This is a genomic window from Gordonia sp. DT101, assembly GCF_049844895.1.
GTDB lineage: Bacteria > Actinomycetota > Actinomycetes > Mycobacteriales > Mycobacteriaceae > Gordonia.
Window position 1 is genome coordinate 76,426 of the sequence record NZ_JBNCLX010000005.1, and the last position, 20,016, is coordinate 96,441.

Below are 20,016 nucleotides of genomic sequence, written 5' to 3' on the forward strand. Positions count from 1 at the left end.
ATGTTCCACCTGCACCGCGCCGAACGCACCGACGCGCTCGCCGATGCGCTCGCCGATCTGTTGGGTACTCCGCTGGCGGACCCGATGGCCGCCGAGATCGTGTCGGTGCCCGCGCAAGGGGTGGAACGGTGGCTGCAGCAGCACCTCGCCACAAGACTGGGGACCTCGGGACGCGGCGACGGCGTGGCGGCCAACATCGACTTCTCGTCGCCGGCGATGTTGACCGACCGGGCCGTCGGCGACGCGCTGGCCCGGGCCGGCATCGCGCAGGCGAGGGACCGCAGGCGGGGGCGGTCGACTGCTGGTGATCGATGGCGTCCGGAAGCCCTGACGTGGCCGGTTCTGCGGGTGCTCGACGAGATGATCGACGATCCGCGTCTCGCGGTGCTCGCGCGGCATGTCGGCGCCGACGGCCGTGCCGAGGCCGACGAGCATCGGCGCGGACGGCGGTTCGCGACGGCCCGGCAGATCGCGCAGCTGTTCGACGACTACGGGCGGCAGCGTCCGGCGATGGCGGCCGCCTGGGCTGCGGGCGACGACACCGACGGGGTGGGGGCGCAAATACCGGCAGATCTCGCCTGGCAGCCCGATTTCTGGCGGGCGGTGCGGGCAGAGGTCGGCGAGCCCCATCCGTCGGAATCGCTGACAGAGGTCTGTGCGGTGCTGCGCGAGCACGCGGATGCAACGGATCTCCCGGAACGCGTGTCGGTGTTCGGACCGACCCGGGTGACCGAATCTCTCCTGATGGTGCTCGACGCGCTGGGCGTCCACCGCGACGTCCACCTGTTCGTGCCGCACCCGGGCCCCGCACTGTGGGCGGCGGTCGAGGGCGCGGCCACGCCCTCGACGGTCCTTCGACGTGCCGATCACCGGCCGCCGGTACTCGCGCACCCGTTGCTCGCCAGCCTGTCGCGTGACATCCAGGAATTGCAGCGCCGGGTCGCGCCGGTGGCCGGTCGTGTTCTGCACCATCCGCCGGTCGCCGACATCGGGGCGGACACGGTCTTGACGGCACTCCAGGCCGGTATCCGCGACGACCGACTCGACGCCGCGATCGTGCCCGCCGACAGTTCGGTGGAGATCCATTCCTGTCACGGACCGGAACGTCAGGTCGAAGTCCTGCGGGATCGGCTGCTGCACCTCTTCGCCGACGATCCGACGCTCGCGCCCCGCGACGTGCTGATCATGTGCCCGGACGTGGAGCGCTTCGCGCCGATCATCCGCGGTGCCTTCGGCCAGCCCGGTCTGGGGCACCCCGCCTTCGAGCTGCGGGTGCGGCTCGCCGACCGCGGTCTGCGGCACACGAACCCGGTCCTCGACGTGGTGGCTGCGGTGGTCGAGCTCGCCGCCGGGCGCGTCTCGGTGGGCGCCGTGCTCGATCTGCTCGGCCGGCCACCTGTCCGGGAACGGTTCGCGCTCTCGGATGACGATCTCGAGATCATCCGGGAGTGGCTCGTGGGCAGCAATGTCCGCTGGGCGATCGACGACTCCCAACGGTCGCGATTCGGTTTGTCGGGCTTCGGGCAGGGGACGTTCGAGGCCGGACTGGACCGCATCCTGCTCGGTGCGGTCGCCGAGGAGGCCGACGGCGAGTGGCTCGACACCGCCCTTCCGCTCGCCGGGGTGGAAAGCACCGAGATCGATCTCTCCGGTCGCTTCGCGGAGTTCATCACCCGGTTGTCGACGACCTTGGGCGATCTGACCGGAATCCACCACCCGGGACGGTGGACCGAGATCCTGATCGGTATCGCCGACACCCTTGTCGCGACCGCCTTCGACGAAGAATGGCAACGTGCGCAGGCGATCCGGTCGATCACGGCCGCCTTCGACGACCCGCGCGACGGTCGGGAGCCCGCGCCGACGCCGCTGCGCCTCGGTGACGTCCGCGATCTGATGACCGGCCTGGTGGCCGCCACGCCCACGCGCGCCAATTTCCGTACCGGCGAGCTCACCGTCTGCTCGATGGTGCCGATGCGGTCGGTCCCGCACCGGGTGATCGTCTTGCTCGGTGTCGACGCCGAGGCGTTCCCGCGGACCCGACGCACCGACGGGGACAACATCCTGGGCCGATCGCCCCTGGTGGGCGAGCGGAATCCGCGCGACGAGGACCGGCAGCTGTTCCTGGACGCCATCTGTGCTGCGCAGGAGAACCTGTTGCTCTTCTATACCGGTGCGGATCCCGTTTCTGGACAACGGGTTCCGCCCGCCGTCGTGGTCAGTGAGCTCATCGACACGGTGCGCACCCTCACCTCTGGCTCCGCACGCGGAGACGGGCCCGCCTGCACCCGCGTGCACACACTGCACGGATTCGACGAACGCAATTTCGTCCCGGGTGCGATCACCGGTGTGGACGGGCCGTTCTCCTACGATCGAGCCCTCCTCGATGGTGCGCGCGCCCTCGGCGCGGAGCCGGTGAGCGCCCAGCTGATCTCGGGTATCGCGCTGCCGTCGGAGGAGCCCGAGGACGTCGCCCTCGACGCATTGGTGTCCTTCCTGACCAACCCGGTCGAAGGCTTTGTCCGTCAGCGACTCGGCGCGCGTGTGCCCGACGAGGAACGTCCGCACTCCGACCAGCTCGATGTCGAGCTCGGGGCCCTGGACCGATGGGGGATAGGAGACCGGTTCCTGTCCCGGATGCTGGCCGGGAGCGATCTCGCCCGCTGCCAGGCCGCCGAGCTCCGGCGGGGTACGTTGCCGCCGTTTGCATTCGGGACCCGAGAGCTCAAGGTCATCTCCGCGGATGTCGAGGACGTGTTCGCGGCGGCATCGGCGGCGAGATCCGGTTCGTCGCAGACAACCGACGTGGTGGTGCCCCTGCCGGATGGTCGTCGCCTGCACGGCACCATCGGCGACATCTTCGCCGGCACCACCGTCACCGCGACCTATTCGAAACTCCGGGCCAAGCAACGGCTCGGCGCCTGGGTACGGCTCCTCGCCCTCGCGGCGGTCGCCCACGGCGACGGGTCCGCCACCCAGATGCATGCGGCCCTGGTGGTGGCACGCCGGACCGGCCGTTCGGGTGGCGTCGCCCGATCGTTGTTCGCCGTCCCCGACGACCCGCTCGCCATCCTCGCCGACTTGATCGCGCTGCGAGACGCAGGACTGCGTCGCGTGTTGCCGCTACCGCTGGATCCGGCCGCGGACTTCGCCGACCATCACCGTCGCACCGGACGCGTCGACCGGGCACTGCCGGCCGCCCGCAAGGCCTTCGAGGGCGACTTCGGCGCCGGACGGGACCGCTACCTGCGGCTGGCATACACGGGTGATGTCACCTCTGCCGTCGGCTTCGATGCCCTGATCGACGAGCCCATGCCCGACGATCGCCGTTTCTGCGGTCTCGAGCTACCGGGTGACGTGGGCGACCCGTTGTTCGCCGGACTCGCCCGACTGGTGTGGGAGCCCCTCATGGACCACGAGACGATGACATGACCGACGCACCGACAGCATTCGACGTGACCGGGGCGCTGCCGACCGGTACCACGGTTCTGGAGGCGAGCGCCGGGACCGGGAAGACCTACGCGATCGTCGGACTGGGTGCACGGTTCATCGCCGAGGGCGTCCCGATCGACAAGTTGCTGCTCGTCACCTTCAGCCGGGCGGCAACCGCGGAGCTGCGCGAGCGGATGCGCGATCGGGTGTCCGAACTCCTAGCGGCACTGGGTGATCCGGATCGGTGTCGTATCGATGACGACCCGCTTGTCCGTCACCTGGGTGGCGGCACCGACGACGAGGTGACGCTGCGTCGCGAGCGTCTCGCCCGGGCGCTGTCGGACTTCGACGCCTCCACCATCGCGACCACCCACACCTTCTGCAACCGCATGCTCGACGCCCTCGGTTTCCTCGGCGAACGCGACCTCGTCCACGAGATCGTCGAGAACGTCGACGATCTCGTGGACGAGGCGGCCCTCGACACCTACCTCCGCGGCTATGCGGGGGCGGACCGCCCGGAGATCTCGCTGGCCGACGCGACGTCCATCGCACGGGACGCGGTTCGCCAGCCGGCGGCCGCGCTCGCCCCGACGGCCGATGACCTCGATGCCATGACCGGTGACGACGCGACCGTCGCGGCCCGCCGCGTGCGATTCGCGACCCGGGTCCGGCAGATCATCGAAGACCGTAAGCGGTTGTCGCGCCTACGTACTTATGACGATCTCCAGATGATCCTGTTCCGGATCGTCACGGATCCGGTGGTGGGACCGGCCGCCTGTGAACGGATTCGGGCGGTCTTCGACGCCGTGCTGGTCGACGAGTTCCAGGACACGGACCCGCAGCAGTGGGAAATCGTCCGGCGTTGTTTCCACGGTCATCGGACGCTGGTGCTGGTGGGCGATCCGAAGCAGTCGATCTACGGATTCCGCGGCGCCGAGATCCTGAGCTATCTGCAGGCGGTCCGATCGGCCGGCACTCTTCGCGCGCTCGACGTGAACCGCCGCTCCGACGGCGATCTGGTCGACGCCCTCGGCAGCCTGTACGGCGGTGCCGAGCTCGGACACGACGAGATCGTGGTGCGCCCGGTGAGTACCGATCGCACCGGCAGTCGGATCGATGGAGTACCGCCGGTCCGGCTGCGGGCGTTTCCGCGCAAGGCATTTCCGGTCACCGGTCGCAGCGGGTTCGCGGCGGTCGGCGTGGTGCGCGACCGGGTGATCGTCGACGTCGCCGCGGACATCGCGGGGCTGCTGGCGTCGGGCACGACCATCGAGGTCGGCGGTGTGGTGCGCCCGGTCGAGCCCGGCGACGTCGCGGTGCTCGTGACCCTGAACAAAACGATCCAGCCTCTACAGCGGCACCTGCAGGGTCATGGGGTGGCGGCGGTGATCGGGTCGGGGACCAGTGTCTTCCACACCGCGGCCGCGCGGCACTGGCTCGCGGTGATCCGGGCGGTAGAACAACCCGCCCGTGCAGATCTCGTCCGGCTCGCCGCGCTGAGCCCGCTGATCGGTCGCGCCCCCGCAGACCTCGCCGCCGACGACGGTTCCGGCATCGCAGCATTGGCCGAGACCCTCCACTCGTTCGGCCGGGTGTTCGACGAGGGGGGATTCGCCGCGATGTCGCAACGGCTGATGAGTCGCATGGCGGTTGCCGAACGGGTCCTCGCCACCCCGGACGGCGAACGTGCGCTGACCGACCTCGTCCAGGTGGCCTCCTTGTGCAACACCGAGGTGATGGAGAGCGACTGCGGATTGAGCGCGCTGATCGAATGGCTCGCGGATCGCATCGCGGACACCACCCGGTGGCAACGACACGAGGACCAGACCCGACGGCTCGACCGCGACACCCAGGCGGTGCAGATCATGACCGTGCACCGGAGCAAGGGATTGCAGTTCCCGATCGTGTACGTGCCGTTCGCGTGGGACGGCACGCGCAACTCGAACCGTGCGACCTTCACCTACCATGACGATTCCGGCGATCGCATCCTCGATGTCGGCGGCAAGGAGGCGCCCGGATATCAGGCGCGGTGGCGGCGACACGAGAGCGAGGCGGCCGGCGAAGAGTTGCGTCTTCTGTACGTTGCGCTCACCCGGGCCCAGTCTCAGGTGGTGATCTGGTGGGCACCCGCGTACTACACCAAGAACTCCGCTCTGCATCGACTCCTGTTCGGCCGGAAGCCGGGGACAACAGCCGTGCCGGAGAGTTTCGACGTCCCCGACGACGACACATGTGGTCGTGTGCTCACCGGCTACGGCAGCACCGACGGGCCGATCCGCGTGGAGGTCGCCGGGCGGGACGGCGCCGACTCCGCCGCACAGCGCTCACCCGCTCGTGCGCGGGTTGGATTGTCCGTCGCACAGTTCGACCGTGTCATCGACCAGAGTTGGCGCCGCACATCGTATTCGGCGATCGTCGCGGCGGCGGGTCATCATGCCCACCAGCCGCTGCTCGCATCCGGGAGCGAGGCGGCGGACGGTCTGATCGTCGACGAGCCCGTCGAGGAGGTGGATGACGCCGCGGACGCGACGGCGCCGATCGACGGCACACCGTCGCTGATGAACGGCATGCCCTTCGGCGCGGCGTTCGGCACCCTCGTGCACGAGGTGCTCGAATACGTGGACACCGATTCCGCCGAAATCACCGAGCACGTGCGTGAGCTCTGCGCCACCGCGATCGAAGGGCGGATGGTGGACGTCGATGCCGACCGCCTGACGACGGCGCTGGTGGGCGTGCTCACCACTCCGTTGGGGTTCGGTGATCTGTGGCAGGTCCGCCCGGGAAGCCGACTCGCCGAGTTGGACTTCGAATTCCCGCTCGCCGCCGTACCGCCGAACGCGACACCCCCGGCAGCGGTCACGATGGGTTCGATCGCCGATCTCATGGATCGTCATCTCGCCGCCGACGATCCGCTCGTCGACTTCGGTGCACGCCTGCGCGAGCTGCCACCCCAACGCATTCGCGGTTTCCTCACCGGGAGCATCGACTCGGTGCTGCGTACCCCCGACAACCGATTCGTGGTGGTCGACTACAAGACCAATCGACTGCGACCGGGCGACCTGACCGCCGAGGACTTCGACCGCGAGTCGATGGCAGCTGAGATGATCAGTGCCAATTATCCTCTTCAGGCCCTGTTGTATTCGGTTGCGCTGCATCGATATCTGCGGTGGCGGCTGCCCGGGTACGAGGCGACGGAACATCTCGGTCCCGTGCAATACCACTTCGTCCGCGGGATGGTCGGTCCCGATACCCCGCCCGGCTGCGGTGTCTTCGAATGGCAGGTCCCCGCCGGGCTGGTCGAGGAGCTCTCGGATCTGCTCGGGAAAGGGACCCCATGACCACAACGCGGCAGGGCGGCGCCGGTGGATCGGAGGCGCACGGTTCGTGGCCGGTCCGTGCGGAATTCGATCCCCGCGCGGTCGTCTCCCACGACGGCGCCCTGGGCTCCCTGAACGTACTGGGGCTGCTAGACGCGGCGGACGTCCACGTGACCCGGCGCCTCGTGCAGCTCAGTGGGGGACAGGTGAGCGAGACCGCGCAGATCGGGGCGGCGCTGGCCGTGCGGGCGGTGCGTCAGGGGTCGACCTGCCTGGCCATCGCGCGGATCCCGGAGCTCGTCGCCGACGACGCCGCGATCTCCGGGATGATGCCGTCGTCCGACGAGCTGGAACAGGCGCTGGCGGACAGCGTCCTGGTCCGCGGAGGCGCAACGGGGCCATTGCGGCCGCTGGTTCTCGCCGGCTCCGACGACGGACCGTTGCTTTACCTGCGCAAGTACTTTCGTCAGGAAGAACTGATCCGATCGGTGTTGGGTGAGCGGCGCTCGTCGCGGCCCGGTGTGGACGTCGCCGAGGTGGCGTCGGCGGTCGACGCCGTGTTCGGCCCGGCGGGCCCCGGAGACGCGGATCTGCAGCGCATCGCCGCGCAGATGGCGGCGGTCAGTTGGACTTTGGTTGTCGCGGGCGGACCGGGAACGGGCAAGACGTACACGGTAGCCCGGATCCTGGCGGTCCTCGACCGTCTCGCCGGGGGCGGTGCCCGCATCGGACTGTGTGCGCCGACGGGTCGTGCGGCGGCGCAGTTGCAGGCAGCGGTGTCGGCCGACGACGCCGCACCGCGGTCGGTGCGTGCAGTCACGGTCCATTCGCTGCTGGGCTGGCGGCCGGGTTCGGCACCCCGATTCGGCAGAGGGAACAAGCTTCCGCACGACGTCGTCGTCGTGGACGAGACGTCGATGCTGTCGATGACGGCGATGAGCAAACTCCTCGACGCGGTGCGACCCGATGCCCGGGTGATACTGGTCGGCGACCCGCATCAACTCGCATCGGTCGAGGCGGGCGCGGTCCTCGCCGATCTCGTCGACGGCGAGGATGCGACGCCACCCACCCCGATCCCGTCCGGTCTGCTCGACGACGTCATGTCGACCGTCGCCGACCGCGATCGTGTTGAACGCGGTGTCGTCACGCTGCGCCGGGGACATCGCTTCGGTGGCGGCATCGCCCGGGTGGCCGCGGCCATCAACCGCGGGGACGCCGATTCCGTGCTCGACCTGGTCGGCGATCCATCGGTGACCGATGTGACGCTGGTGGCCGCCGATGACCTCGACGACGTGTGTGCCGACGTCGTGACCTGGGGAACCGCGCTTCGCGCGGCAGCGCAGGCGGGCGATGCCGCCGGGGCGCTCGACGCGCTCGACGGTCACCGCGTTCTCTGCGCCCATCGGGAGGGCGTCTGGGGCGTTCAGGGATGGTCGCGCCGCGTCGTCGAATGGCTGGCGGAACTCCCGGACCATCCACCGCAGCTGTTTGTCGACTCGACGTCGCGCCATGCCGGTCAACCGCTCCTCGTCACCGCAAACGATCGGCAGACCGGGACGTTCAACGGTGACTGCGGTGTGGTCGTCCGCACCGGCCGCGCATCGGACACCGTCGATCCCGAGGGGGACGGGCTGCAGGTCGTGTTCCGGCGCGGTGAACACCTCTTCGAACTCCACCCCACCCAACTCGCCGACGCGATCCCGATGTATGCGATGACGATCCACCGGAGCCAGGGCAGTCAGTTCGACGGCGTGACCGTGATCCTGCCGCCGGAGGGGTCGGAACTGCTCACCCGTGAGTTGCTCTACACCGCCGTCACCCGCGCCCGGCGACGGGTGCGGATCGTCGGCTCGCCGGAGGTGCTGGCCGCCGCTGTTGCGCGTCGTGTCCAGCGCGCCAGCGGGCTTCGGTCGCCGATCCGCGTGGCGGAGCCGCCCGAGGGGACCTGATCGGAGGTCGGCAACGATCAGCCGAGGTCGACGCCGCCGGGTACGAGATCACGACGGAGGAAGCACTCGGTCCCCAGCAGGCGACTGCGCCGTTCGGGCGGCAGTCCCATCAGGGCCCTCATGGTCCGGCTGCGATCGAGTTCGGTTCGGTGGCAGAAGATCGCATCGGCCTTGCGGTCGCGCCATTGCGCGACGTCGAGCACCAGGTCGACATCGCCCTCGGGAGTTCCCGGTAGATATTCGGGCGGGAGGTCCGCGAACAGATCGTGCTGCACGTCGTCGACCATCCACTGGGCGATCGTGATGAAGTACATCGACCGGACCTGCCAGGCCTCGCCGGTCGATCGGTACAGCCCGCCGGACGCGGCGGCATCGGCCGCCACCGTGGCCAGCCGATGAGCATGAACGTGGTCGGGGTGGCCGTAGATGCCGACGGCGTCGTAGGTGACGATCGCGTCCGGGCGCAGCCGCCTGATGTGAGCCACCAGCATGCGGACCGGGTCGTCGAGGGGTGCGGAGCAGAAGCGCATCGCCTCCGGCGCCGACTCCGGCACGCGATCGTCGGCATAGCCGAGCATGATCGGCGGCCGGGGCAGCCCGAGTGCTCGTACCGCGTCCACCAGTTCCGCATGTCGCCCGGTGCCCTCCGCCCAGGTGCACGTGACCAGGTCGGCGTCACCGCCACGGGCGATATGGCGGGCGATGGCGCCGCCGGTCCACAGCGATTCGTCGTCGGGGTGCGCATGCACGAACAACAGACGAGGAGGAGACATGCACCTGTCTTCCTGTGGCGGTACTTTCGGCGGTGTGCGGACGGCGGATGAACAAGCCGACCCACTTCAGAGTAGCCAATCGGTGGATCGGTAATATGCGTCTCCGGCAATGACTCTGACGCGGAGGTTATCGTGAGTGGTCAAACAGAGGTTCGCGAGTTCCAGGCCGAGACCCGGCAGTTGCTGGATCTCATGGTCCATTCGGTCTACTCGAACAAGGACAGCTTCCTGCGTGAGCTGATCTCCAACGCATCCGATGCCCTGGACAAGGTGCGGCTGGAATCGCTCCAGGACAAGAGTCTCGAGGTGGACACCTCAGACCTGCACATCCAACTGGACACCGATCGGGATGCGCGCACCCTGACGGTTCGCGACAACGGCATCGGCATGATCCGCGACGACGTCATCGGCCTCATCGGCACCCTCGCACGATCCGGGACTGCCGAGCTTCGGCGCAAACTCGCGGAGGTCAAGGACGCGGCGGCGTCCGAGGAGCTGATCGGACAGTTCGGTATCGGTTTCTACTCGACCTTCATGGTCGCCGACCGGGTCACCCTCGTCACCCGCCATGCCGGGGACGAGACCGGCACGCGATGGGAATCGACCGGTGACGGCACATACACGCTCGACGAGGTGACCGACGCACCCCAGGGGACGTCCGTGACGCTCGCACTCAAGCCGGTCGACACCGACGATCACCTGTACGACTACACCGACCCCACCAAGCTGCGTGCGCTGGTGAAGCGCTACTCGGACTTCATCGCGTGGCCGATCCGGATGGATGTCGAGAAGGCCGTCCCGGCACCCGAGACCGACGACACGGAGACCGACGACGCCGCGGCCGAGCCGACAACGGAGATCGTCAGCGAGACGATCAACTCGCAGAAGGCGTTGTGGGCGAAGTCCGCCGACGAGGTGACCGAGGACGAATACCACGAGTTCTACCGCCATGTCAGTCACGCGTGGGACGAGCCGCTCGAGGTCATCACTCTCAAGGCAGAGGGCACCTTCGAATACCAAGCGCTGCTGTTCATCCCGACGCAGGCGCCGTTCGACCTGTTCATGCGTGAACGCAACTCGGGCGTCCAGCTCTATGTCAAGCGCGTCTTCATCATGGACGACTGCGAAGAGCTCATCCCGGAGTATCTGCGTTTCGTGAAGGGTGTCGTCGACGCGGCCGATCTGTCGCTGAACGTCTCCCGCGAGATCCTGCAGCAGGACCGCCAGATCCGGGCCATCCGGCGTCGCCTCACCAAGAGGGTGATCTCGACGGTCGCAGACATGCGCACTTCGCGGCCGGACGACTACCGGACGTTCTGGCAGAACTTCGGCCGGGTCTGGAAAGAAGGTCTGGTCAACGACATCGACAATCGCGATGCCGTGCTGAAGGCATCGTCGTTCGAGTCGACCGACTCCGCCGACGAACTCACCACACTGGCCGACTATGTCGCGCGGATGCGCAGCGGCCAGGACACCATCTACTACATGACCGGCGAGACCCGTCAGCAGATCGAGAACTCACCCCACATCGAGGCCTTCCGTGCGAAGGAGGTCGAGGTTCTCCTGCTGACCGACCCGGTGGACGAGATGTGGGTGAGCAGCGGACTGGAGTTCGAGGGCAAATCGTTCACCTCGATCGCCAAGGGAGCAGTCGACCTCGACGGTGTGGACGCGGAGTCGGCCGGCGACGACGCCGACTCGGAAAAGGCCAAGGCGGACAAGGAGAAGCGGACCGAGGAGTTCACCGGCCTGCTGGACTGGCTCGCGCAGACCCTCACCGACGATGTCAACGAGGCGCGCCTGTCGTCGCGACTCACCGAGTCGGCGGCGTGCCTGGTCGGCGACACGTTCTCGATGTCACCGCAGTTGGAGAAGCTCTACCGGGCGTCGGGACAGGAGTTGCCCAAGACGAAGCGTGCGCTCGAGATCAACGCCGACCACCCGCTGATCGCCGGTCTGAACGACGCCTTCCGGGCTTCCGACGATCACGCGTCCCTCACTGCGACCGCGAAGTTGATCTACGGGATGGCGGTGATCGCAGAGGGCGGTGAGCTCGGCGATCCGGCCGAGTTCGCCAAGTTGTTGGCCGGCACGCTCACCGATTCTCTCGGCTCCGACTCCTGAGCGCTCGGATCGGCCGGCATGAGCGGCGCGGTCACGCGCGGTGAACCAGGTCCGCCAGCGGGTGTTCCGACGGTAGATCGAGCAACAGTCCGACGCCGTCGAGTGGCTCGCCGTGGGGGGCCTCGACGGTGGCACCGGGCGCTGCTGCGCCGAGCACATCGACGAACCGTTCCCGGATGCGCTCGTTGTGGGTGAGCACCTCGCCCATCCAGCTGACCCGGGCGGCGTCGTCGGGCCGGTGTCCACTGCGGCGCAGTGCCGCCGCGACCGACGCGGCGAGTTCGGTGGCGGCCCGGTCGTTGATCTCGATCGCGACCCGGTCGCCCGCGCGTGCCGCATCGTCGACCGCTCTCGCGAATCCGGCGGTGCGGCTCACGCGGCCGGGATCACCCTGCAGCACCATGTAGAGCTCGGGTAGGGGTCCGAACCGGTCGAGCGCCGCCGACTCGAGTTCGGTGTCGGGACCCCGGCCGTCGAACGAGCGCAGCGCGGCCTCGAGGCCCGCCCGCCCGATCCAATAGGCGCTGCCGGCGTCGCCGACCAGATGCCCCCAGCCGTCCACCCGCGCGGTCCCCGCGGTGCCCACCCCCAGCGTGACGACCCCGGTGCCGACCGCCGTGACGGCACCGAACGCGAGACGATTGGCCGCGAGATACGCCGACACCGAGTCATGGGTCAGCGCGACCGAACGGATACCCAGATCAAGGACCGCTTCCCGAAGCTCTTCCGGGCGGGTCGCATCCGGGGTGAGACCCGAGACGCCTGCCGCGAGTTCGTCGACCGAGGTGCCGGCTTCGGCGATGACTTCGCTTGCCGCGCGGGCGATCTGCGGGACCACCGGGCGGTCGGTACGGATGGGTCGGGTCCGGTGGTCGCTGCTCGACGACGGACCGACGATCCGCACCCGCGTCCCGGTCTGACCGCCGTCGAGCAGGATGCGTTGCGCCATGACCGTCCGATCTCCCGTGGCTTCTCGCCGGCACGTTGTCACCGGCGCCCATGGGCCAAGCTACCCGGCCACCCACCCGGTTCCAACGGTGTGGGCCGGCGTCAGGCAGCCGCGTCGGTGGGAACTGTTAGCGCGATCAGCTCCACATCGTTCGCACGGTGGATCGGATGCAGGATCAGGCCGTGACGGGCGGCATCCGCGGTCAGGATCCGGGCCCAGCCCATGTCGTCGTCGGTCACACCGTCGTTGCCGGGGCGCGTCAGAAGCAGCGCGACCGACAGATCGGGGAGCTGTGCGACGGCCTCGCCGAGGCGGCACATCAGGAGGTCCGAGATGGACGGATCGGGGCGCGCGGGAATCGGTAGTTGATTGAGCGCGGGGGTCTGTAGGTGGTCGGCGTCGACGAAGGTGAACCAGAGCAGGATCTCGGAGAACCCGAGGGGCTCCATCAGCAGGCGCCATCGTCGGTGGAGATCCACGGCCGAGTGGATGGGGTCGTGGGCGGTACCGGCGTCGGGTCTCGGAGACTTGTCGTGTGTCATGTCGCGATCATTCCCCCGATGGCTCGGATGTGAGTTCGGCCATCCACAGGGGTTCTCGGCCTGTGGATACGACGGCCGGCCCGCACGCCGAGGTGAACGCGAGGCCATGGGATGTCACACTTGGGGAATGGGCGCCCTCACGCCACTGGCGATCAAGATCGGTTCGATCAGCTGGATGCCACGACTGCTGCCACAGATCGTCGTCGTCGACAGTGCGGTACAGCGGATCACGGGCCAGAAGTACGGGCTGCTGGACATCGGTGGGTTGCCCAACATCACGCTGCGGGTTGCCGGACGACGCAGTGGTGTCGTGCGATCTACCCGCCTTCTCGCGGTACCGACGGAGAAGGGCTGGCTGATCGCCGGGTCGTACTTCGGCGGTCCGCGCATGCCGCAGTGGGTCTTCAATCTCCGTGCCGCCGACACGGCCGAGGTCGGCCACCACGGGGAGTACGAGACCGTCACGTTCCGGGAACTCGACGGTGACGAACGCGGTGAGGCGTGGGCGAGGATGGTCGAGGTGTGGCCGAACTTCGACCTCTATGTCTCGCGGACCGAACGTCAGATCCCGGTCTTCCTGCTCGAGCCGATCGCCCTGGTCTGAGTAGGGACCAGGGAACGGTCCGCGCGAGTCGAGGCCCGAGCGGACGACGGTTCCGATCAGGCCCCGCGGAACTCCGGCGCACGCTTCTCGAACACGGCACTGATGGCTTCGGTGAGGTCATCGCTGGGTAGGAACGCGGAGTTCCACGCCGCGACGTAGCGCAGACTGTCGTCGACGGCCGCCCGCCGACTGTGATCGAGCACCGACTTCACGCCCTGCACCACCAACGGCGGGTTCGCGGCGATCTCGACGGCGGTGGCCCGAGCCGCGGCCAGCATGCCGTCACGATCCGGCAGGATATCGTTGACCAGCCCGATCCGCAGAGCGCGATCGGCGTCGATGTCCTTGCCGGTCAGCGCGAGTTCACGCAGGTGGCCGTCGCCGATGATCTGGGGCAGGCGGGCAAAGCTGCCGACGTCCGCGACCATCGCCACCTTGACCTCGCGCACGCTGAACTTGGCGTCGGCGGCGGCAAAACGGATGTCGGCGGCGCTGATCAGGTCGACGCCGCCACCGATGCACCAACCGGATACGGCCGCGACGACGGGTTTGCGGCAGTCGGCCACCGCCGAGACGGCGCCCTGCATGCGGCGCACCATGTCGTGGAATTCGGTACGTGGCCGCGCCTTCGCGCCTTCGGCCAGGACGGTCCCGAGGTCGCCTGCCATCGCCGGCAGGTCGAGCCCGTAGGAGAAGTGAGATCCGGAACCGGTCAACACGATCGCGCGCACATCGTCGTCACGGTCGAGCTGTGCACAGATCTCGGGGAGTTCGCGCCAGAAGTCGGGTCCCATCGCGTTGCCCTTGCCCGGGCCGGTGAGGGTCACCTCGGCGACGAAGTCGGAAATCGAGACCTCGAACGCATTCCACTGTTGATCGCTCATGGTGGTGAGGCTACCGGGCGGACCGCCCGGTGGGCGGGGCGGTTCAGATCGACAAGCGGCAGGCCTGGCCCACGTCGAGGACGCGAAGGGCGCGGCCCTGCCCCAGCCACAACGCGCACGACAGGGCCAGGTCGACGACGAGTTCGTCGGACAGGACGGCTCGACATCTCTCCCAGAACTCGTCGTCCTCACGCAAACCGATGTGATCGGTGGCGAATCGATGGGCGAACTCCGCGGCGACGCGTTCACCGTCGGCGTAGCCGGGCCAGGTGGCCCAGTCGTCGACGTGGAGGTAGAACTCCTCGTCGAGGCCGCTGGCCTGCGCCCGCGTGTTGCGGCAGACGGCACACTCGTTGTGACCTGCGATCACCATCCGGGCCAGTTCGCGCGTGCGGGGGTCGAGGCGGCTCTTGGTGTAGACGGCGTCGGCGTAGTTGCCGAGGGCGCCCCCGAGCGTCGGTGACAGCCCGAGCCACCCGACGATGTCGTCGTCCGCGAAGCCGCCGATTCGTGCCATTGCGCAAGCCTAACAAGAACGAGAACGTGTTCTCGTTTGTTCGCGATGTTCGTCGCCGGAACGGCCACATGATTCTTCGGTGGGATAGCGTGGGCGTTCGGGCCGTTTCGACAGTGTGAGGTGAGCGATGAGCGGGTACATCACCGAGGAGATCCCGGCCGAGGAACTGACGCGGCAGATCGAGCAGGCGAGGGAGATCGGCGACAGCGTGCGTGGCCTCGTCACGGCCACGGTGGTGACCGACGTGGGCACAAACGAACTGGCCGAAGCGCGACGGCACATCGAGGCGGCCACAGAGATCCTGGAGCGCAGCCGGATCGGCTCGTCCTTCGGTTTGCGCTTCAACTCCGATGGGCGGCTGCGGAACTGGGGAAATGCGGTCGAGGGCATCCGCAATCCCGTTGCTCCTCCGGTCGAGTTGCACGCCGAGACCGACCACGTCTGGGCCGAGTTCGATCTCGGGCCGCAATACGAGGGTCCGCCCGGGCTGGTGCACGGTGGTGTCATCGGTCTCATCCTCGATCAGGTCCTGGGAAATGCGGCTGTGAACGGCGGGTCGCCCGGGATGACCGGGACGCTCACGATCCGATACCGGCAGGGGACCGCTCTCGGTCCGATCCGCGTCGAGGGCCGGCTGGACCGCACCGAGGGGCACAAATCATTTGCCAGCGGGACGATCTCGACCGCCGACGGTCTGTGTGCCGAGGCGGAGGGGATCTTCATCATGCCGCGATGGGCTCGCGGTCTCGACGCGAGCAAGCAGTTGGGCGTCGGCGACGCGTGACAGCGCGAGTCCTACCGCTGGCGGAGTAGTCCCGAGCGGCGTCTTTACTGGTCGAGTAGTCCCGAGCTTTCCCTTGCTGCTGGTCGAGTAGTCCCCGGCTTTCCTCTATTGCTGGTCGAGTAGTCCCGAGCCGCCAGGCGAGGGACGTATCGAGACCACTGAACCCACGCGCGCGCACAGCGACGCTGTCACTGTTCCGGCGGCTTACGCGGTCCCACAACGCCATAGCGCGCGCAGACGAACGCTCGATTCCGTTCCACCTCGAGCAGTTCCAGGTCGAACCGGCGCGGGAACAGGGGGCGCCCGGCGCCGAGGGTGACCGGGGCGATGGACAGCATGACCTCGTCGAGCAACCCCGCATCGGCGAACTGTGCGGCCAGATCGCCACCCCCGACGACCCAGATGTCCTTTCCGGCCGCCGCCTCGACGAGCGTCGAACGATGTTCTTCCGGTGTGCCGGAGACGATCCGGATCGATTCGGCGACGGGGGTGAGCTCGCGATGGGTGAACACGAAGCACGGCATGTCGTAGGGCCAGGGCTTCCCGTCGACCACCTCGTGATCGAGTAGCCATCGGTAGGTGGTCGCTCCCATCACCAAGCAGCCGACATCTGAGATGAAGGCTCCGTAATTCATCGCGCCGTCGTCGTCGATCGGCTGTGTGAGAAGCCAATCGAGGGAGTCGTTCTCGTCGGCGAGATAGCCGTCGAGGGTGGTCGCGGTGTAGTAGCGGAATCTGGGTGTGGTGTTCATGTGAACCCTCCGGATTGATGTCGATGCCACATGATGGGGTCGGGGTCGAGTCGGTGCACGTCGATCCCGGCGTCGGCGAGCATCCACCGGACCAGCTGACGGCGATGCGCGGAGAAGGTCAGCACATGCGACCAGACCTGCGACAGCAGAAAGGATTCCGGCGGATCGCAGATCGCGTCGACGATCCGGTCGGGCCACGCGCCACGTCTCTCGATGTCGCGGGTCAACGCGAGCCAGCGCGGTGCGATCTCCTCGTGCATCTCGATCAGTGCCTGCACGCCGTGTGGACCATCGAGATCGGACTCGTCGGTGCCGTCGATGCTGGCCATCCACGGGGCCTTGTCGACGACGAGGTGGGTGAGGACGTCGGCGATCGTCTCGTCGGGACCGGCCCACGGCAGCACACGGTGTCCCGGCAGCCGAACGGTCACATAGGACTCGTCGTCGATATCCTTTCCCGCGGCGAGCAAGGCAGCGATGTCGTCGAGGTCGTGTCGCACCATCAATGCCACCACATCGCCCGCGGACTCCTCCGACGCGCCACCGCTGTCGACATAGAGGACGGTCGGGGAATGGAAATGAATGCCGTTGGGCGACGGCAGCCAATGGCCGTGCTCGGTACGTGATCCCGAACGGCTCGGCGGGTGGCCGAAGGCACGGGTGAAGGCACGTGCGAAGCCCTCGACCGACTCGTACCCCGACGCGAACGCGGTGTCGGTGACGGATTCGCCGCGCTGGAGATGCCATGCCGCACGCTCGAGCATCACGCGACGGCGGAGGGCCACGGGCGATTCACCGGTGTGGCGCGCGAGCTGGCGACTGAAGTGGAACGGAGACGCGTGTGCGCCCGTCGCCATGTCGTCGAGGGTGTGGTGATCGTCGGCGAGTACGGCATCGAGCAGCTCGCGGATCCGGTCGCGGCCCGTGTCGGTCATGTGATCAGTATCCGTCGCCTGCCGGTCGTCGCGCCCGACCGTTCTTGCTCAGCCTGCCACCGGCGATCGTGCGAGGAAGGGAGTTGGTCGTGTGTACAGAAATGAGAATTTGTCTACTCGGTCGTTGACATCGATTCCGGACCCTGTCTCTAATGGTCGAGTGACCTACGACACAATCATTCGCAATGGCCTCTGGTTCGACGGCACCGGCGCGCCCGCGGCGATCCGCACACTCGGAATCCGGGACGGTCACGTGGCCGTCGTCTCCGTGGATCCGATCGAAGCCGCCGGGTGCCCCGAGGTGATCGATGCCGACGGGATGTGGGTGATGCCGGGCATGGTGGACATCCACACCCACTACGACGTGGAGGTCCTTGCCGAACCGTCACTCTCGGAATCGCTGCGGCACGGGGTCACGACGGTGTTGCTCGGATCTTGCTCGTTGTCGACGATCCATGTCGACGGGACGGATGCCGGCGACCTGTTCGGTCGGGTGGAGGCGATCCCCCGGGAGCACGTGATCGGCACAGTCGATCGGCACAAGACGTGGTCAGGCCCCAAGGAATACATCGACGCCCTCGAATCCCGGGCGCTCGGCCCGAACGTCGCGGCATTCATCGGCCACTCGGATATGCGCTCGGCGGTCATGGGACTCGACCGGGCAACCCAGAAATCGACGCGGCCGACCGGCTCCGAGCAGGCGCAGATGGAACGATGGCTCGCCGACGCACTCGAGGTCGGGTTCGTCGGGATGTCCTCACAACAGCTCCTTTTCGACAAGCTCGATGGCGAGACCTGCCGTTCGCGTACGTTGCCGTCGACCTATGCCAAGCCACGCGAACTCCGCAGGCTGAAGGCGCTGTTGCGGAGGTCCGGCCGCATCCTGCAGGCCGGACCCGACATAGCGAATCCGATGAATGTCGGGTCACAGGCGTTCACCTCACTCGGCATCGGTCGTCCGCATCTCAAGACCAGCCTGCTGTCGGCCGCCGACATCAAGGCCAATCCGTATGCGATCAAGATCATGGGTCCGCTGGCCGCACTGGTCAACCGGCTCGGCGGTGACTTCCGCTGGCAGCATCTGCCGGTCCCGTTCGAGGTCTACGCCGACGGGATCGATCTGGTGATCTTCGAGGAGTTCGGTTCGGGCGCGGCCGCGCTGCACCTCAAGGAGGAGATGGCCCGCGACGAACTGCTGCGCGACGAGGAGTACCGGCGGCGGTTCCGAAAAGACTACGAATCCAAATACGGTGTGCGCGTATGGCATCGGGACTTCTTCGACGCCCAGATCGTCGACTGTCCGGACGATTCGGTGATCGGGAAGTCGTTCGGGCAGGTCGGACTCGACCGGGGCGGTCTGCACCCGGTGGACGCGTTCTTGGACCTCGTTCTCGAACACGGCACAGACCTGCGGTGGCGGACGACGATCTCCAATCACCGTCCCGAGGTGCTGAAGCAGATGGCACGTGAACCGGGCATTCAGCTCGGATTCTCCGATGCCGGTGCCCACCTACGGAACATGGCGTTCTACAACTTCGGCCTGCGGCTGCTGAGGCACGTCCGCTCTGCGGAGCTGGCCGGTGAATCCTTCCTCGACACCGCCGCCGCGGTGCACCGGATGACCGGCGAACTCGCCGATTGGTATGGGATCGACGCGGGTCATCTGCGTCCGGGCGACCGTGCGGATCTGATGATCGTGGATCCAGAGCGTCTCGACGAGTCACTCGACGAGTACGCAGAGGCGCCGGTGGAGGCCTACGGAGGGCTCTCGCGCATGGTGAACCGCAACGACGACACCGTCGTCGCCGTTTTCGTCAGCGGTCGCAAGGTCGTCGACCACGGCGTCCCGACCGACATCGTCGGCGCTTCGAGGACCGGACAGTTCCTCCGACACGGGCTGCGCGCGCCCGCGGTGCCCGATCAGCCGATGCCGACCGTGCCCGCAACCGGTTCGGGGCTCGCCGATGTCCGCTGAGGCCGTCACCGAGCGCGACTCGGCAGCCATCGTCCGCGGCCTCTGGTCTGCTCTCGCGCAACGGGATTGGGATGCGGTCATGCCCTTCCTCGCCGACGAGTGCATCTACGTCGACATGCCGTACGGTCCGACATTGGCGGCCCGTGGACCCGACGACATCGTCAAGCGGATCAAGGTCGGTTTCGGGCCGCTGGCGGCGTACACCAATCATGACGGAGTGCTGGTTGCAGACGGCGACGACGTGATTTACGAGCATTCCGAACGCTGGGAATGGGCGAGCGGTGAGGTCGCCGTTCTCCCGTTCGTCACCGTGCACCGGGTGGTCGACGGCAAGGTGACGTTGTGGAAGGACTACTGGGACGCCGCCACCTTGATCAATTCGGCCCCGGCGACGTGGATGGACGATCTGGCGAAGGCGGACACGAGCTGGGTGTTCGACGCCACGGGTCTGATCTGACGCTCCGGATCGGCGGTCGAAAGCG

General features: G+C 67.7%; 15 protein-coding genes. 8 read left to right on the forward strand and 7 right to left on the reverse strand.

Going from position 1 to position 20,016, the window contains the following annotated elements:
- Genes recC through recD form a run of 3 tightly spaced genes read left to right on the forward strand, consistent with a single transcriptional unit; the run spans nt 1 to nt 8,695 of the window.
- Nucleotides 1–3,429, forward strand: a complete 3,429-nt coding sequence (recC, locus tag ACLQ3I_RS17920) for an exodeoxyribonuclease V subunit gamma (protein ID WP_425803666.1) — start codon at nt 1–3, stop codon at nt 3,427–3,429.
- Nucleotides 3,426–6,767 (forward strand): UvrD-helicase domain-containing protein, encoded by a 3,342-nt coding sequence (locus ACLQ3I_RS17925; RefSeq protein ID WP_425803668.1) that lies wholly within the window; start codon nt 3,426–3,428, stop codon nt 6,765–6,767. The genes recC and ACLQ3I_RS17925 overlap by 4 nt, the downstream gene beginning before the upstream one ends.
- Nucleotides 6,764–8,695: an exodeoxyribonuclease V subunit alpha gene (recD, locus tag ACLQ3I_RS17930; RefSeq protein ID WP_425803670.1), complete on the forward strand. Its 1,932-nt coding sequence runs from the start codon at nt 6,764–6,766 to the stop codon at nt 8,693–8,695. Before ACLQ3I_RS17925 ends, recD begins: the two co-directional genes overlap by 4 nt.
- A 17-nt stretch (nt 8,696–8,712) precedes the next feature.
- Here recD and ACLQ3I_RS17935 read toward each other — a convergent pair whose 3' ends face one another.
- Nucleotides 8,713–9,468 (reverse strand): PIG-L family deacetylase, encoded by a 756-nt coding sequence (locus ACLQ3I_RS17935; RefSeq protein ID WP_425794104.1) that lies wholly within the window; start codon nt 9,466–9,468, stop codon nt 8,713–8,715.
- A 132-nt stretch (nt 9,469–9,600) separates the two neighbouring features.
- Here ACLQ3I_RS17935 and htpG point away from each other — a divergent pair, with 132 nt between their 5' ends.
- Nucleotides 9,601–11,592, forward strand: coding sequence for a molecular chaperone HtpG (gene htpG / locus ACLQ3I_RS17940; protein ID WP_425803672.1), 1,992 nt, complete (start codon nt 9,601–9,603; stop codon nt 11,590–11,592).
- Between the two features lie 31 nt (nt 11,593–11,623).
- Here htpG and ACLQ3I_RS17945 read toward each other — a convergent pair whose 3' ends face one another.
- Nucleotides 11,624–12,541 (reverse strand): N-acetylglucosamine kinase, encoded by a 918-nt coding sequence (locus ACLQ3I_RS17945; RefSeq protein WP_425794107.1) that lies wholly within the window; start codon nt 12,539–12,541, stop codon nt 11,624–11,626.
- Between the two features lie 101 nt (nt 12,542–12,642).
- Entirely contained in the window at nt 12,643–13,083 is a 441-nt protein-coding gene (locus tag ACLQ3I_RS17950; protein ID WP_425803675.1) for a hypothetical protein, read from the reverse strand.
- A gap of 127 nt (nt 13,084–13,210) precedes the next feature.
- Between ACLQ3I_RS17950 and ACLQ3I_RS17955 the strand changes: the two genes are divergently transcribed.
- The gene (locus ACLQ3I_RS17955) at nt 13,211–13,687 is read left to right on the forward strand and encodes a nitroreductase family deazaflavin-dependent oxidoreductase (RefSeq protein WP_425794109.1); all 477 of its coding nucleotides are present in this window, start codon (nt 13,211–13,213) and stop codon (nt 13,685–13,687) included.
- Nucleotides 13,688–13,743: 56 nt separating this feature from the next.
- Here ACLQ3I_RS17955 and ACLQ3I_RS17960 read toward each other — a convergent pair whose 3' ends face one another.
- Nucleotides 13,744–14,571 carry a crotonase/enoyl-CoA hydratase family protein gene (locus ACLQ3I_RS17960; RefSeq protein WP_425803678.1) on the reverse strand — a complete coding sequence of 276 codons (828 nt, stop codon included), beginning with the start codon at nt 14,569–14,571 and terminating at the stop codon, nt 13,744–13,746.
- 43 nt (nt 14,572–14,614) lie between these two features.
- Nucleotides 14,615–15,088 carry a carboxymuconolactone decarboxylase family protein gene (locus ACLQ3I_RS17965; RefSeq protein ID WP_425803681.1) on the reverse strand — a complete coding sequence of 158 codons (474 nt, stop codon included), beginning with the start codon at nt 15,086–15,088 and terminating at the stop codon, nt 14,615–14,617.
- A gap of 127 nt (nt 15,089–15,215) precedes the next feature.
- On the opposite strand from ACLQ3I_RS17965, the gene ACLQ3I_RS17970 reads away from it, so the two are divergent.
- Nucleotides 15,216–15,872 (forward strand): PaaI family thioesterase, encoded by a 657-nt coding sequence (locus ACLQ3I_RS17970; RefSeq protein ID WP_425794113.1) that lies wholly within the window; start codon nt 15,216–15,218, stop codon nt 15,870–15,872.
- Nucleotides 15,873–16,060: 188 nt separating this feature from the next.
- On the opposite strand, the gene ACLQ3I_RS17975 is transcribed toward ACLQ3I_RS17970, so the two are convergent.
- Nucleotides 16,061–16,624, reverse strand: a complete 564-nt coding sequence (locus ACLQ3I_RS17975) for a dihydrofolate reductase family protein (RefSeq protein ID WP_425794114.1) — start codon at nt 16,622–16,624, stop codon at nt 16,061–16,063.
- Complete coding sequence (locus tag ACLQ3I_RS17980) at nt 16,621–17,559, reverse strand: helix-turn-helix domain-containing protein (protein ID WP_425803683.1); 939 nt, start codon at nt 17,557–17,559, stop codon at nt 16,621–16,623. Before ACLQ3I_RS17980 ends, ACLQ3I_RS17975 begins: the two co-directional genes overlap by 4 nt.
- Nucleotides 17,560–17,719: 160 nt before the next feature.
- Here ACLQ3I_RS17980 and ACLQ3I_RS17985 point away from each other — a divergent pair, with 160 nt between their 5' ends.
- Complete coding sequence (locus ACLQ3I_RS17985; protein ID WP_425803685.1) at nt 17,720–19,534, forward strand: N-acyl-D-amino-acid deacylase family protein; 1,815 nt, start codon at nt 17,720–17,722, stop codon at nt 19,532–19,534.
- Nucleotides 19,524–19,991, forward strand: a complete 468-nt coding sequence (locus tag ACLQ3I_RS17990) for a nuclear transport factor 2 family protein (RefSeq protein ID WP_425794118.1) — start codon at nt 19,524–19,526, stop codon at nt 19,989–19,991. Before ACLQ3I_RS17985 ends, ACLQ3I_RS17990 begins: the two co-directional genes overlap by 11 nt.
- The last annotated feature ends 25 nt before the right edge of the window (nt 19,992–20,016 follow it).